The organism is Roseburia faecis (assembly GCF_001406815.1).
Lineage (GTDB): Bacteria > Bacillota > Clostridia > Lachnospirales > Lachnospiraceae > Roseburia > Roseburia faecis.
In genome coordinates this window covers 161,807-178,548 of the sequence record NZ_CVRR01000048.1, presented here as the reverse complement: position 1 = coordinate 178,548, position 16,742 = coordinate 161,807, and the positions used below count along the sequence as shown (strand labels likewise).

The window sequence follows — 16,742 nt, the reverse complement described above, 5'->3', positions numbered from 1 at the left end:
TTAAAATCATGCTATGCTCAATTCTGTTTCTATTTTGATTCAAGTTTGCGAACGAGCATCGCGAGTTTCGCAATTACCTATTGTATTCTATTTTCTCTCTGTAAAAATATTGAATCTACAATGGCCAAATAGGAGGAACCATTACTTTGCAAACTACTCACCCACCGTTCTCTTGATGCCGTTACGTATTTATATATCCATTTTTATTTGCTATCTTTCTCGTATTACTTAGGCTTAAAACTGATACAATTATTGAAATACCAGAAAATGCACATGTTATTACTAAAACAATTGTATTTATATCCATAAAAATTTGCCCTTTTCTTTCCAAACTATATTTTTTCTTTTATCTATTTTATTTTAAAGCATATTTGTAGTCAATTAATTGCCATAATTATTTCCCAATATAAATAGTTTCTTTACTGCAATTTTGTCACACACTCTTTTATTTAACTCTTTCATAATACTTCTCCAAATCCTCTTCCATCTGCACCTTCACTTTTTCAAAATCGTGCTTACTCATTTTAATAAAAAGCGCATGATTCATAGAAATCACATTCAAATCTTTTGAATAATACAGGAACCGTTTACGCTCAAATTTTTCAAAAGGATTTGTCAGCATATTGCTTTTAATATATTTCCGATCTTTCAATCGTTCTGTATTATATGGACAACTTGACCGATCTACCGGTAGTCCCTTATCAATCCTGTTTTGGTAAAAAGCAATATAATCTGTGAGCACATTATCAATTTTTGCATCTCCAATTTCGTTCATATTTTTTAGGAATGAAAGAAGAAACGGCATCTTGTAAGAAAGACTGTAATCACGTTCTTCCAGAAAATCAAAGAAGTCCGTTTTGATCGTTTCCTCTGTATGTTCTGGAATATTATTTTCCTCACGAATCTGCTTCACATGTTTTGGTGCAAAAAGATAAATTTTTCTACTTCCAAAAGCAATCATTTCATCCGGAGAAATTTTACCTTTGGTAACCCAGCTGGTAATAGTTCCCGTACTTAAATAAAATTCTCTCGCCAGCTGTTCCTGATTTAAATAATCACCATATTTTTCTTCGAAAGTTTCAATGTCCACCTGCACAATACGCTCTACTGTTTCATGTAGACCATCTACTTCTATCATATCTCCCACGGAATAATCTCTTTTTAAAATACTTCCAAATGCAGTGTAAAATGGATTAGAAAAAATAGAATGCATGGAACACGGTTTTGCCATGGCACCATACTCATCTACTACATCAATAACAAACACGTTCGTTTTTGTATTTGTTCGTCGAAGTCCTCTGCCAATTTGCTGCATATAAAGGACCTTGGAAAGTGTTGGACGCGCCATTACCAGAATTCCAAGCTCCGGATAATCCCATCCCTCCGAAATCATTTCACAAGCACACAAAAAACGTATTTTTTTCTCGCGAAACTGCTGCATAACTTCATCTGGATTTTTTGTTTTTCTGGTATATGCCTTTGCCAAAAGACCTTTCGCATTTAAAACACGCTCCATCTCCTGTGCATGATTTGTATTTACACAAAACACGACTCCCTGCAACTGTCCAGCTTTTCCTTCCGAAAAATAGTTGTATAACACATCTGCAATCAATTCATTTCTGGACTTTACACGAATACTCTTTTCCAAATCAGCATTAATATAATCTTTGCCATTGAATCGAATATGACTCAAATCCAGATTGGTTTCAATACGACATACATTTGCCTCTGCAACAATTTTCTTTTTCATCGCATCAACCAAAGATAAGCCTGTCTTATAATTACCAAATATTGTCTCCAACTTCTTTTTGTCTGGTCGTTGATCGGTTGCTGTAAGACCAATCAAAAAATCAGGCGTAAAATACTGAATAACTCGTTTTAAAACTGGGGAAACTGCGTGATGAGCTTCATCTACTACAATATAATTATATTTTTCCTGCGCATATTTCTGATAGTTCCGCATCATATAAGCAAATGAACAAATTTCAATTTGCTCCTGCAGATCTGGGAGAGATTTCTTCACTCGCTGCCTCCAATCATCAATAATGTTTGTATTAGGAGCCATAATAAGCGCATGAAATTCTGTATTTTTTCTGGAAAAAATACGCAAATCTTCTTCCACAATCCTGGATTTTCCACTTGCCGTTGGAAATACCACAAGAAATGTATTTATTCCCGCAGCACGCTGTTTTTGTATTTCCTCAAGCGTATTTTCCTGATGCTCATATAACTTTACCGGACGATCAGCAAGGAGTCCATTTTCTTCAAACTCATCGGTATTTTCACCGAAAAAAGTTTTTATGTCATCCTCAATTCGATTTTCAAATCTACAATCTTCTGAAGAAAAACGATATAACTTAATTCCCCATTCCGTACATGTATTTTGTTTTTGCAGCTGTCTGCGATAACGTTCCAAACCGATCTGCTGCGGATGATGATAAGTTACCCCATTTTCTTCAACTGCATAATCCCCATGCTTTGTTCTTAACAAATAATCCAGGAAATAATTATTCCCCTGTTCGTCCAAAATACCATATTCTTTCTGTAAATATTTCAAGCTATTACGACCATATACACTTGCAAAATTATTTTCAAAGTCGATTTCCAATGGAGAGGCATCTGCATGATCTTCGCGATTTGCCACATACTTTATTGGTATTTCTTCCTTTTTGCATGGCAATGTAATCACTTCATTGATTATTCCCATATCTTCTTTTAGAAAGCGATATACTTTTGCATATTTATTCATATATGTATTTTGCTTGTCCGTAATTAAAGAATAGGAAAAAGGTTTCTCATCCTTTTTGTAATTACATATCCCATCATCAATAATAATAGCCTGCTGATCTCTTACATAAAAATAGCTTGCACCACCATTTGGATATAAGACTGTTTCTATCAAATCATATTGTCCGTTTTCCAGCTTTAATACTTTATCCATTCGTCACTCTTTCCTCAGTATAAGATTCAGCCATTGTTCCGACTCACGGCCTGGTCTCACATCTCCTGTCAGCCATTGTTCTTCTATCTTTACATGTCTTATACCACTTAAAAATCCATCAAATGTTTTTTTTGTAAAATCAGTAAAATATCTTCCATTTCGTTCGCCCTCAAATGTTCCATATTTAAACGATGTATAAATCACTCCATCATCCTTCAATGCACACAACATTCGCTGCATAACATTTTTAAGTTCATCCTTTGACAAATGCAAAATAGAGGAACATGCCCAAATGCCATCATATTTTTTCTGCTCGTCCAACTCCTGAAATAGCATATATTTAACCGAAACTCCAGTATATGTGCTTGCTAATTTGCACAACTCTTCTGAACCATCCGTTGCTTCCACTCTATATCCATGTTCCATGAAATACTTTGTATCACGACCAGATCCACAACCAAAATCTAAGATGAAGGCATTAATTGGAAGAAAGCTTAGAAATCTGTCTTGTGTATGTTGAAAATCAACAGTTACAGTAGACAATGCAAAAGAAGTTGCGTTATTATTATAATAATTAAGTGTATTTTTCAATTCTACGTATTTATTATCCAATAATTCTTCCCTTCATCCAATCCAAACACCAGTAATATCGGCTACACAAGTTTGAAAAAATCATTATTTCCTATTTTTGCGTATTTTATCTTACTTATTTTATCATAAAATTTCTATATTATCTTCTGTAACATCTTTGCTTTTAATTCTATAATATGATAAAACTCTTAAGCAGGATAAATCATGTACATCACTTTCATAATCATCAAAAGAATTACTATATATGATAGGGTTAACCACATTTTTTTGATCATCTGTTAATGCTGAATATTCTTTCCACCATTGATTTGATAAACCGTTCTCATCAAAATGAGCACGATAAATAATCATAATTTCTGGCATATACAATAATTTATTAAATTCTTCTTCATCTTTTCCAAAAGCCTTTTCAAAAAATTTTTTCCCCTTACCAACCTTTCCTTTTGTAGAATTTAATATTGCCTGTATCGTTCTTATGAATTTTCGATTCCAATGCTTTCCTATATAATCTCGATTACTAAAATATTTAGGATCTTCTATTGGATGATATTTCATCGGAAATGAATAAATATTTATATCTAATTCCTCACATAAATCAACATTTAATTTCAATCTCCAATATAACTCTAATGGTTCATCTTCAAAATTATATAATACATAATTAGACAAACATGTATGCCCATGTTTTACCGCAATTCTTACTGCATTCTCATATTTTTTATGAAGATTCCAATGATCAAAGGCAATTCTAACTGGTCTTATTGGTATTTCGGCCATTTTTTCCATGTTTGTATCATTAATTAATCGTGAATCAATTCCCTGATTAAAATCCACACATCTTCTTTTCCCTCTTTTTTTTCTGTAATAGTCTTCAAATACAGGTTTTACAATCTCATACGTTGATAAAATAGTTTCTTTTTTGGCCGTATAATCATTCAACAAATATTTTTTTTCTAGCAAATCATATATATCTTGTATTTTTTCTCCATACTTACCTATTATTAACTTATATTGACGAACAATTGCTTTAATATATGCTTTTTCATTATATCCCTCTCTCAAATTTTTCACAGCAATCTCAAATTTATTAGGCTCGACAAAAATACTCCCCACTGTAAATCCAGCTTCTTTTATTTCATCAATTATATGGTTATATTGACATGATGCTAATACATTATTATCAAGTAATAACAAATTTTTTTTCCCACCAAACCGTTCATTTGTATACCGAATCTGTTCTATTATAGGTAAAAATTCCTTATATTCTGGTTCCAACTTTGGAACAGCACAAAATGCACATTTGTTAATGCAACCTCTAGTCATATATGCTAAATATCCATCATTTTCCGGATATACATAGTCTATTTCTTCTAATATCGAATAATCTAGTGGTAGCAAATCAATTATCATATCATTACCTTCATCTAGCTGTCCTGCTGTACTCAACGTTCCAACATATGGTCTAATTCCTGTTGCCTCTTCAATCTTATCTGGCAATATAGAGGCCATCACCCCTCCAACCATAACCTCTTTTTGGCTTTTGCAAAGTTGCTTAGCAAAATTAATAGTCTTAATCGTTATATCCCAATAAAAAGTAAATAAAGTTGTTATTCCCACTCTATCATATATTCTGTTTTCAGGTTTAAAATATTCTTTTTTTCTAAAATATTTTCTATAATATTTTAACAATTCCAATATAATTGCATTTTCATGAATTAATGGTATGTTTTCCAACGCTTCTTGTGATCCTCTGGAGATATATTTACATATCTCTGGCTTATATTGTTCCCAAAAAATTTTATTATCATTTGCATATAATTGCTTTAGCAATGCATCATATGTATTATTTAAAACTAAATCTTTCAGATCCCCCTTAAAAAAAGTTACATCATCACCTAATCGACGATAATATGTAGCAAGTTTCATTAATCCCATGGGTGGATACTTATTTTTATAATTTGGCTCAACAAGCAAAATTTTTCTCATTATTTACTCAATTCTTCCTGTATCTTTTTTATTACCATATCAGCCATGTCTTTGGGCAACATCATTTTAATAATGTTATAAATACGGGTTATTAACTTCTGTTCTCTTTTACTATACTTAGACAATGACTGGGTTAAATATTTTTTACCTTTATCTGACTGATCATTTTGCAGTATGTTAACATTATGCGGTTCCTCTTTTTGAGTTTTATAAGTTTTTTCTATTTCTGTAAATACTCTATTGTACATTTCATTTGCATTGGCATCTTTTTTTCTATTTTCGATTTCCCTTTTTGCTTTTTCGAGTTTTGATTTTTCCGTCTCAATTTCTTTTTGAGCTGCTTTTTGTTCCTCTGTATCTATAAAACCAGCATTTTGTAACTTGCTATTATATTCCCTTTCTTTCTTTTTAAAATTTACAACCGCCTTTTGGGCACCTCGTACTTTACTTGCATAATAATACAAATTATATAATTCTAAATAAAAAAAGTTATGTAAAGACTCCTCAAATTTTTTAGCAGACGGATTAGGATTAAAATAATCTCTTCTAGCATTAGGTATCAAATTATTATCTACAGCAAACACCTCTCCTATATAATAACTATTTCCCCTCTCCTGCTTAAAAAACTTTCCCATCGTATTCTCATCACCAATTTGTATATTTTCTTTACGCAAACGAATACAACGCATTTCGTTGACTGTAGGAATTACTTTTTCAAATTTTGCAATTCCAAACCACATCCAAGCAATCACTTTTTCCATTGGATCTTTAAATATCTTAAATTCTACATCATATATTTGATCATATTCTTTTTTATCATCATTACTATGTCCCTCATATAATATAGTTCTATATGGTTTAAAAAGTTGATTTCCATTAACGGAAACATTATATTCATCAATTCTAAAACTATTTTCTTTTGCAAACTCTTTTATCTTAGATGAAAAGATAAAATAATTGGCATATGGGACTGGCGCAACTGCACTCAGATATTTGATCACCTGTTGTTCATCTAGCAAATCATCACTTTCAAAACTTACATCCTCCATTATCACTTCAAAAAAATGTTCCTCCTTATCTGCAACAACATATTCTACATTTGTTATTTCATCAATAAGTTGCTCAGATGAAGGATGCTGACTTGGATCATTAACTATTTCTCTCAATTTTATACCATTCCATGTTATTATAGATTCTTTTTCCTCACCTCTTGCTGACGTGTGAAAGATTAATTTATCACAATATCCCAACCCTGCCAAACGTCCAATACCTCGAAACCCCTTCTCTTTGTCTCTATCTTTATCAGAATCTGCTACATCCATCATTTTCTTTTTAAATTCTCGCATAGGGATTCCACATGCATTATCAAATACGCTTATTTTTCGTTTGTTATATTCAATATGTATATCTATGTAAGCCTCGTCTTTTTCAATTATTCCTCTAGCAATTGCTTTATCTATCGAATCAGCTGCATTTTGAATAAATTCTCTATATATTGTAAAACTATTCTCATACATTGCTACTGTTATATTTTCCAAAAAATTTTTTCCTACAGCCATTACTTAACACTCCTACTGTTTGTATTGTTTATAAATTGGTTTTGGAAACTTTATATTTAATAATGATGTAAAAACTGGATTTTGTACAATATATTCCCCTTGTTTTAATCTCGTCATCATATTTTTATACACTGATGGCACAAACTTATAATCTGATTTTGCAATTTCTATTGCATTGGTTCTTCCATAAGCATGTGTTGAACAATTTCCCGTAACCCTATTGTGAATTGCACTTCTAAACTGTTCTGCCGAAAATAATATTATTCCCAATGATCTTCCTCTTTCTGCAATATCTAATATTTGACGCAAAATTGGCGAACTTTTCGGTGTATCCGAAGATGCATATTTGTTTAATTCATCTATAAAGATCACAATTTTCTTGGGTGGATTTACATCTTTATCATCCGTATACTGTCCCAACTGTAAATCATATATTGTTCTAATTGCATCTCCAAAAACAAATCCTTGCATTTCTTCATTTAATCTCGCAATGTCTATAACATGTACCTCATTCTTTTTAATGTGTTTTAACGCTTCTCCTATTCTTACCTCTTCCCCATTATCTCGAACAGAATCAAAAATCTCATTACGATATATTGATTTTCGAACAATTCGGTTAAACTTTCTCCAACTATTAACTGTTATTTCTTTATCTCCACCCGATCCCGCTTTACAATACTTTTGAACTTCATCAAGAAAATCATCCCATCCATCTAAACCACCGAAAGTTCCTTGATTATTGATTATATAGTTAATTATAGAATCCATTGTCTGTTGTGGATCATCCATACTTGCAAACATTAGGTCTAAATTATCTTTATCTTCCTCATAAGAATATTTATACAAATGAGCCTTTCCCTGACTTTTTTGATAATTATATGCTTCTTTATGTAAATATGTATTTCCTATTTTATTAGAAGCATATGGATAATAATATTGTACCTTTTTAAATGGTTCTGTACTTAATCCCAAATGATTATATAAATCATAGGTTTCTTTTTTTTCTTTTTCAGATTCAAACTCGTTTGGTTCATCTAATGCCAACAGATCTTTTCCCTTTACATTAAATAAAACAAAGGCAACATCATCGTCATTATTTTTTAAACATTTATCTTGAATTGCTTTTAACAAAAACATTGCATATGAGGTTTTTGCAGCCAATCCCGAAATACCTGAAATATTTAAATGCGCACCCTCTGGACCAATTAAAAATCTTGAATCCATTTGCACAGGTAATGTTATTCTATCTTTTTCTCCGCTATACATTTGTAAATATCCACAAGTTACGGGATTCTTAACATTATTAAGTCCAAGTGCTTCTGCAACCTCACTTTCATTTGCCAATTCAACCTTCTGATTATTAATAAGTGGGATATATATATTCTCTGTATTACCTATCACTTGAGCTTTTACGTAATTCATCCCTATTCGTCTTGTATTTTCAGTTGCTTCAACATTTCCAAAATCGTTTGAGACATAATCAGACAAAAAATTTGCCGTATCCGTAATATGAGAAATTTCTTGAACAACCCCATATGATACACTGTGCTGTATATGTCCTACCTTTACTACATCAAATGGGTTTAAAATCAAATCCTGTTTTGTCCAGAAATAAAAATCATCTATTGTTGAAGGATTTTTTTCTGTAGCAATAACTTTTCCTATTACTTTTCCCATGATTGTACCTCCTAAAATAAATTTAAAAACATAGTATCACTTAAATATTTACTTTTTGCATAACATTCTGTTATATAAATCGGATATAAATGGTTTGCCCACCTTGAATCAGAACCGTAACATACAGGATTTCTTTCATTCACGATATTTGCTGATATTAAATCTACTTCTTCCGAATCTAATCCTTTATGAACTTGTTCATCTGTTACAAGTATTTTTTCTATTTTTAAAATTCCATCAAATGTATTTACAGTATACTTTTTATCTCGAATTCTAAGATACCAAACCGCATATTTCATTCCTTCTAATCGTGGAGAACTATACATACTTACCGGAGTTCTATGAAACAATGGTAAATCAGCAATCATGTTTGAATTATTTTTTCCTTTTTTATCTTTGCAATTTTCAGGATTAAATGATTTTGAAACCCCAACTACATAACTAAAATTATTTTGGAATCTTCTTTTTTCCCTATCATTCTTTAAATTATCAACTCTATATTCCAAAGATCCATCTTTCATCAAATAATTATTCGAATTAATCTTATTCTCTGCTACTAATCGACTAACCATACCTACTTCTCTTTGAATCATTAAATCTTGGACAACTGCTATACCTTTATTTTCAATTCTCTCAAATTCATCTATCTTTGTTGAATACGGAATAATATCTGTAAATTTAATTCCTGTAGAATATAGAAATGAATCTTCATTTATCTTTTTACATAAATTATTAAAAAAAACTGCTTTATTCCAATCACTTTGACTTGCGACTTTTGGTAAAGTAATAACCAATCTGCGATCAAAATCATAACTTTTCATTTCTTTTTCTACTCGTTTACAACAACTAACTCCAACCTGTCCTGCAATTACTGGAAACACTTTATTCTTATATGCAATATCATCCACTTTATATGTATGGCGTGATCCATCTAAAAAATATGAAAAAAGCGGTTTCTGATCACATATTTCTCTCGCGTATACCTCCATATTTTTAGATTTCTCTGGTGGAACATTTTCCCCATATCTCTCCCATGTAATTTCCTGATGGTCATCATATGCAAACGACAAAGTATCTGCTCCCTCATATGTATATTTATAAGTTTTATAACTCTTTCCATTAGTTTCTTTTGCAATAATATCCATCAAATCGCTCATAATATAACTTCTTTATCCTCTTATTTCCATTTAACACTTTTTTATTAATATCAAAATTCAAAATGCAATAATAATGTTTTATATAGCAAACAAAGAAATCTTTTATTTTTAAAATAATCCCTCTTTTACTATTTATTATTTTTTTATTATACCATATTTTTCCATTATTCGCCCTTTCTCCATAAAAAATAATCAAATTTTTCCTCAATCATACAAAAAACGCCCATATCCATGGCACGCGCCACGAACACAAGCGTTTCATCCTTTCCCAATATGTAATTCTCACACTCTGACACAATCCCGTGTGATCTCCTTCAGCGAAGCCACACCGCACATTGCCATCGTATCTTTCAGCTCACTTCCGATCTTATTGACATAAGCCTCGACGCCTTCCTGCGCTCCGCCATACACGGCAGTCACAAACGGACGGGCAATGATCACCGCATCGGCTCCCAGTGCCAATGCCTTAAACACATCCACACCGGAACGGATGCCTCCGTCGACAAAAATCTTCATGGAGCCATCGACTGCATTTACGATCTCTTCGAGCACCTCTGCGGTGGCAGGACACTGATCCAGAACACGCCCGCCGTGGTTTGACACAACGATCGCATCGGCCCCGGCTTCTTTTGCCTTCATGGCACCCTTGACGGTCATGATTCCTTTAACGATAAACGGCAGCCCTGCCGCCTGTTTCACTTCACGCAGATCCTCCACCGATTTGCTTCCGGCCGGTGGTGTCAGATTCTTTAAAAACGGCAGTCCTGCCGCATCGATATCCATTGCCACGGCAAAGGCACCGGAATCCTTTACCATCGCCATTTTCTCCCGGATCACTTCGATATTCCACGGCTTTACGGTCGGAATTCCCAGTCCGCCGGCGTTTTTGATTGCTTTTGTCGCTGCGACCATGACATTGCTGTCGGTTCCGTCTCCGGTAAAAGCAGCGATGCCGGATGCTGCACAGGCGGAAACGAGAATATCGTTGTAGGAAATATCATTCAGGCAGTCTCCGTAGTGCAGCTGCACGGCACCTACCGGACCGGCAAAAAACGGATACTGAAACGTTCTGCCAAACAGTTCCAGTGTCGTATCACATGGACGGTTTTCGACCAGCGTGTCCATCTGGACGCGGATTTCCTTCCATTTGTCATAGTTGCGGATGGCGGTATCGCCGATGCCTTTGGCTCCCGGCCCCGGCATCTGGTTTTTACAGGCTCTGCCGTTACATTCACTGCACGCTTTACAGTAAGATCCGATGCGGCCTCTCGCCTGTTCGATACACTCTGTATAATTCATAGGTCTGTTCCTTCTTCCTTTGTTTTTAAATCATTCCAAAAACACTCTTCTTACGCTGCTTCAATCCTTGAACAAAGTTCAAATAAAAATTTTTGAAAACTTGGAGAGACATTCTTTTCTAAAACAAGTTTTTGACCTATTTTATCAGCCCACTCACATTTTGCTTTTCCCGTTTCCTTATAACTATTTTTAGACACTTTATGTAATTTTGCTAATCCTCCGGGATATACCATATTTGCCAACACTTCCCATGTGTCAACAATCTCGTCCTGCTTATAATTTTTCAGAAATTTCTTCTTTGCTTCCGGATATGCACTATAAATGGCATCTTCATCTCCTAATAACCACGCCTCCATCTCTTTTACCGCAATACAGAAGGCATAGTCCGTTAACATCACAACATCCTTTGCTACCTGGTTGAGATTTTGCTGAAAAATATCATAGTCACGTTTGTCATTGTCCAACACAACAACAATAGTCGCATGTTCCATGCCTGCCAGTTTTTTATCAAATCCACGCAAATATATATGAAGATTATTCAGTAAATTGCCTCCCTTGCGCTCCATAAGATTTCCCTTTGTTGGTAAATGCCCAATTCCTTTAAATGGCTTACTGTCATAAAGGATCTCTTTCTCCGGGTATTTCTCTTTTAATTTTCCCATTACATGTCCAACTAATATTTCAGTTGACTGGTCTTCTATTAAAAATTGAAAGTACATACTCCCTCCACATTATCCAAAATAGCGACTGTACCACATATCCCCCAAAGGAACACCCTCTTCGGAAAGTTCTTTGACAAAATCATATTCTGATGCACGTTTAATACTTGAAAAACCATTTTCTCCCTTTGTCAGCACCCATACATGATCCGGCGACAATGCATTGACAAAAAAAGGACTGTGTGTAGTAACAAATAATTGCTTGGAAAATCCCGTACCAACGCTTTTTAACATTTCCTCTGCAAGCATGCTTAAATACTGATGATATAAACCATTTTCCGGTTCTTCTATAAATACCAGCTGCCGTGGATTCTTTTCATGCAATAACAAATAATATGCAAATAACTTCAAAGTACCATCCGACATCTTTGGTGAATAAAATGCTTTTTCAAATCCATGTTCCCAAAACTTGAGCATCATCTGACCGTTATCAAATTTCACAGGCTCAATTTTTTCTATATTCGGAAGTTTCGTCTGAATTTCTTTTAGTACTTTTGTAAATTCTTTTTTATTTTCCCGATACATATACTGCGCAACATTATTAATATTACTACCCGTTCGATTCAGATATGGCTGTGGGGCTGCTGTCTGCAGAGACCGTGCTGCATCCGGAGAAAAATAACAAAGATACCAGCTCTTTAAGAAATTTAAGAACTTTTCAATACGTTCATACTGTTTCATAGCTCCTAAGGTCACAATTCCAAGCTTTCGGATATCTGCTAATTCAACATCTACCTTTTCTCCTTTTACACTACGCCCGTTGTCATCCGCTCCACCTTCTTTTCCCTCATAAGCATAACCTTTTCCACTCTGCAAAAACAAAAAGGATAATGGCCATCCTCTTTTTTCCACACGTTGACGAAGCCGTTCTTCTTTCACATAAGGTCTTCCCATACCATCTTCATCAATCTCCAATTCATACGTGATTGGGCGTGTCGTACTTGTTTCCCGGTAATATAATTCAAATTTTATTGCTTCTTCAACTCCCTGTGATCGAATTTGTTGAAAACCACCTCTATTTTTTGTATCACAGGCAGCTTCAACCCCTATTTCCAGACAATCTGCCAAAAAGCCAAATGCATCTGCCAGAGTACTTTTCCCATTCCCGCTAGGTCCTATAATGGCGGTTAAATTTCCAAGAGCCATTCCCTTTTGATTAGAAAGCGTCTTCCCCATCACAATGTCTTTCAACGGTCCAAAATTTTTGATTCGAACACCCTCAATTTTTCCCATCTGCTCTCTCCTTAATAATTATCTACAAAAAAAACATTCTTTTATCTGTCATGATTCATACGCCAGTCGATGCATCGTTTCAGATAGTGCACATAATCCGGGTTCTTACACATTCCCTTGCCCGGAGTATCGGAAATCTTTGCGACATCCATACCGTTGCACAGCGTGGTTTTCATGACGATATTCAGTGCCGGTACCTCCGTATCATTCGAGATATAGGTGCCGATTCCGAAAGCCACCTTTGTGCGGTTCCGGAAATGTTCATACAGTTCGTGTGCCCGTGCAAAATCAAGAGAATCACTGAACAATAAAGTTTTATTTGCCGGATCGATTCCCAGTTTCTGGTAGTGTGCGATCATTTTTTCGCCCCACTCCACCGGATCTCCGCTGTCATGACGCACGCCGGAGAATAACGTTGCATAGGTCAGCTGGAAATCCCGCAGGAAACAATCGGTCGTAATCGCATCGGTCAGTGCAATACCGTTTAACACGCCATACTCGCGTACCCAGGCATCAAGCGCGTACCAGTTGGAGTATGCCGGGTTATGTTTGTGATTTCCCTGTCCGACACACATGATCCACTCATGTGCCATGGTTCCGACCGGTGTCAGATTGTATTTCTTTGCCAGATAGACGTTGGACGTTCCGACAAATTCTGACCCGCGAAACTCTGCTTCTTTCAGCTTGCGGACAGCAAGCTCCTGTGCCTCTGCGGAAAGACGGCGGCGCAGTCCGAATTCACTGAACGAACCGATCTCGTATCTGCCGCTGGCATCTTTGATCTTCTGCTCCAGACGTTCCCGGAAACTGGCATAAAGCCTGTCATAATCGTACGCCATACGGAAATACACTTCGTTGACAATCGCCAGTGTCGGGATCTCATACAAGGACGTATTCAGCCAGGTACCGAATGTCTCGATGGAAAGTCCGCATTCCGCCTCATCCGAAATCTTAAAATCCTCATAGCGCGGCTGCCACAGGCGCAGGAAATCAATATAGCTTCCCTTGATCCATGTAATGCGGTTCAGATAGTCCAGCTCTTGTTCCGTAAAACGCAGACTGCAGTATGCCTTAATCTGCTCTTTGATCTCCTGCACCATCTCTGCCGTAAAGTGCACATCGGTATTGCGGCACTTGAATGTCCATGTGGTTTTATAGTCGGAGAACTGGTGATAGATGGCCTCTCCCATACTGAATTTGTACATGTCTGTTTCCAGCAGACTGGTGATGATCTGATTTAACTTCATAATTCTTCTCTTTTCTTCTTACTTAAATAAGATACAATTACTGTATATCCACCTGACAGGTTTTCATCGCTTCGATCGCCGTGCGGTGCGACTCCGGTGTCACGCAGGCGCATGCTTTTTCAATCACGCACACGCGCGCTTCCGGAACAAAGGCTTTGGCAATCATGACATTGCTGATGACACAGATACCCGTGCACACGCCACAGAAATCAATCTGTGCCTCTGCATCACCGCAGTACTGCTTTAAGCACTCACCAAGCTGCACACTGCCAAATGCCGGCTTACAGATCGTCTCGATCTGTTCTTTGGAATAAAAGGATGCTGCCTTACGGATCACAGGCGCAATCTCCCAGCCTTCGGTTCCTTCGATGCAGTGCACGACGGGCAGCCGCTTTCCTTCCTGCGTATCCAGATAATTACTCTGGTGCGTGTCTTGGGTGAAAATGATTCTGTCATACACGCCTGTTTTTATCACTTCCGCGACCTTCGGAATGACTGCTGCACACTCTGCATTGCCCAGCGGTCCGGTCGTAAAATCGTTTTGCATGTCAACGACAACTAATATTCTTTTCATAGTCTCTCCTGTGCTTCCCTTTTTCTATACACGATAACGGTTAAAACAGGAATACATCTCCTGCACCCGCGGCATGGCATAACCGCCCGAAACGATACCGTTTTCTGCCAGAAAACGCATGCCGGACGTTTCGAGTTCTTTCTGTAACTGTACAACGACTTCGGCAATTGTCCGTTTGCCGTCCACCAGGTGTTCAACCGCATATTTTAAGAGCATGCCAAGGCACGCGGTCTGTTCGCTGTCGATCAGCTGTTCTAAATACCGCAGATCCACGGTCTGCTTTCCGATGGCAAATCCATCCGTTCCCATGGTTTTTAATTTTAACCGCTCCGGCTCATTTTTGCGCACGGCTCCGCTCCGGTAATCCCTGCGTTTTGTGGCACCGTTTTTATCTTTTTCCATGATCCGGTGACTGTGTGGCAGGGCGAACGGAAGTGGCTTTTCCTCTGAAATCGGAAATTCTTTGCACAATGCCTTTGCTTTTTTTGTAATATCAACCGGCTTGTAACGGTCCATCTGGATCACGGTATCCGCAATATGGAAAAAGGCACCGGAACTGCCCGCTACCAGGATGGTAGAAATTCCTGCCTGCTCATACAGTTCCCGCGCACGGGAAAGAAACGGCGTGATCGGCTCTTTGTCCGGACTGACTACTTTCTGCATAAATGCATCCCTTACCATAAAGTTCGTCGCGGACGTATCCTCATCCAGCAGAAACAGGCGGCTTCCCGCCTCCATGCCTTCCACGATCCCGGCTGCCTGCGATGTGCTTCCGCTGGCATCTTCCGTCGAAAAATGATGGGTATCTTTTCCGTTTGGCAGGTCATTGATAAACATGGAAATATCGACATCTTTGATAAACCGTCCGTCCTCCGAACGAAGTTTTAAGGCGGTCTCATCCGTGATCACAAACTCTCTGCCGTCCCCTGCGATATGGTTATAAACGCCCAGTTCGAGTGCAGTCAGAAGTGTGGATTTTCCATGATAGCCGCCACCGACAATCAGTGTGATTCCTTTCGGGATTCCCATACCGGTGACCGCACCCCTGTGCGGAAGCTGCATCGTCACCCTAAGGGATTCCGGAGAGGTAAAGGCTACAGACTGTTTCATCGGCCGGGAGGAAATCCCGCTCTCCCGCGGCAGTACCGCATCATCGGCAACAAATGCAACCAGCCCCTGTTCTTTCAGCTGGTCACGGACTGCCTGCTGGTCTTCTGCCAGTTCCACGGCATCCCGGATTCTGCGGGCATCGAGATTCTTATAATAAAATGAATGCTTTACACATTCCGGCAGATAGGTAAACAGAATTTTCTCCAGTTCCCTGGCATTGATCGTCCGTCCGTTTGCCGGAAATCCTACCGCAAAACGCGCGGTAATTTCTTTTTCATTCACTTCACAGGCTGTCCGGGTCAGAATCTCCTGTCCGCAGTGGGTTACCGAAATCAGGCCGCTCTTGCCCGATCCCTTCGCCTTAAATGTAAAGTGGTTGATCTGTGCGGCAAACGTGCGCAGCAGTTCATCTGCCAATGCTGTGCGCGTCCGTGTATTTTTCATGGCATATTCCGGAAATGCCGCTGCCTTTGCATCCACGGTCACGCGCACATGGGAAGGTGCCGCAAAAGGATCTCCCTGCACATGATCGATGGATAACACATAGTCTGCAAACCGGTAACTTCCCCGCAGGGATTTGTATGCCGGATAACTTTTATGGTCGATACTCCGTAACGTTTCTCGTAAATTGCTGTCTGATTGCATAATG

General features: G+C 37.3%; 13 protein-coding genes. All 13 read right to left on the bottom strand.

Annotated elements, in window-relative coordinates:
* Window positions 1-445: 445 nt before the first annotated feature.
* Entirely contained in the window at window positions 446-2,941 is a 2,496-nt protein-coding gene (locus tag M72_RS13210; protein WP_055068546.1) for a DEAD/DEAH box helicase, read from the bottom strand.
* 3 nt (window positions 2,942-2,944) lie between these two features.
* A complete protein-coding gene (locus M72_RS13205) occupies window positions 2,945-3,532 on the bottom strand; it encodes a class I SAM-dependent methyltransferase (protein WP_082413924.1) in 588 nt (195 codons plus the stop codon).
* A 123-nt stretch (window positions 3,533-3,655) separates the two neighbouring features.
* A complete protein-coding gene (locus tag M72_RS13200; RefSeq protein WP_141652745.1) occupies window positions 3,656-5,518 on the bottom strand; it encodes a radical SAM protein in 1,863 nt (620 codons plus the stop codon).
* Window positions 5,518-7,077, bottom strand: coding sequence for an ATP-binding protein (locus tag M72_RS13195; protein WP_055068543.1), 1,560 nt, complete (start codon window positions 7,075-7,077; stop codon window positions 5,518-5,520). Before M72_RS13195 ends, M72_RS13200 begins: the two co-directional genes overlap by 1 nt.
* A gap of 12 nt (window positions 7,078-7,089) precedes the next feature.
* Complete coding sequence (locus M72_RS13190; RefSeq protein WP_055068542.1) at window positions 7,090-8,754, bottom strand: ATP-binding protein; 1,665 nt, start codon at window positions 8,752-8,754, stop codon at window positions 7,090-7,092.
* Between the two features lie 11 nt (window positions 8,755-8,765).
* The gene (locus M72_RS13185) at window positions 8,766-9,911 is read right to left on the bottom strand and encodes a hypothetical protein (protein ID WP_055068541.1); all 1,146 of its coding nucleotides are present in this window, start codon (window positions 9,909-9,911) and stop codon (window positions 8,766-8,768) included.
* 164 nt (window positions 9,912-10,075) lie between these two features.
* Window positions 10,076-10,207 carry a hypothetical protein gene (locus M72_RS17735; protein WP_261291833.1) on the bottom strand — a complete coding sequence of 44 codons (132 nt, stop codon included), beginning with the start codon at window positions 10,205-10,207 and terminating at the stop codon, window positions 10,076-10,078.
* Window positions 10,194-11,210, bottom strand: coding sequence for an alpha-hydroxy-acid oxidizing protein (locus tag M72_RS13180; protein ID WP_055068540.1), 1,017 nt, complete (start codon window positions 11,208-11,210; stop codon window positions 10,194-10,196). The genes M72_RS17735 and M72_RS13180 overlap by 14 nt, the downstream gene beginning before the upstream one ends.
* Window positions 11,211-11,260: 50 nt before the next feature.
* Window positions 11,261-11,872: a DUF4276 family protein gene (locus M72_RS13175; protein WP_055068557.1), complete on the bottom strand. Its 612-nt coding sequence runs from the start codon at window positions 11,870-11,872 to the stop codon at window positions 11,261-11,263.
* Between the two features lie 69 nt (window positions 11,873-11,941).
* Window positions 11,942-13,162, bottom strand: coding sequence for an AAA family ATPase (locus M72_RS13170; RefSeq protein ID WP_055068539.1), 1,221 nt, complete (start codon window positions 13,160-13,162; stop codon window positions 11,942-11,944).
* A gap of 41 nt (window positions 13,163-13,203) precedes the next feature.
* Complete coding sequence (gene pncB / locus M72_RS13165; protein WP_055068538.1) at window positions 13,204-14,409, bottom strand: nicotinate phosphoribosyltransferase; 1,206 nt, start codon at window positions 14,407-14,409, stop codon at window positions 13,204-13,206.
* 37 nt (window positions 14,410-14,446) lie between these two features.
* Entirely contained in the window at window positions 14,447-14,983 is a 537-nt protein-coding gene (locus M72_RS13160; RefSeq protein ID WP_022045296.1) for a cysteine hydrolase family protein, read from the bottom strand.
* A 24-nt stretch (window positions 14,984-15,007) separates the two neighbouring features.
* Window positions 15,008-16,738: an ABC-ATPase domain-containing protein gene (locus M72_RS13155; protein ID WP_055068537.1), complete on the bottom strand. Its 1,731-nt coding sequence runs from the start codon at window positions 16,736-16,738 to the stop codon at window positions 15,008-15,010.
* Window positions 16,739-16,742: the final 4 nt, after the last annotated feature.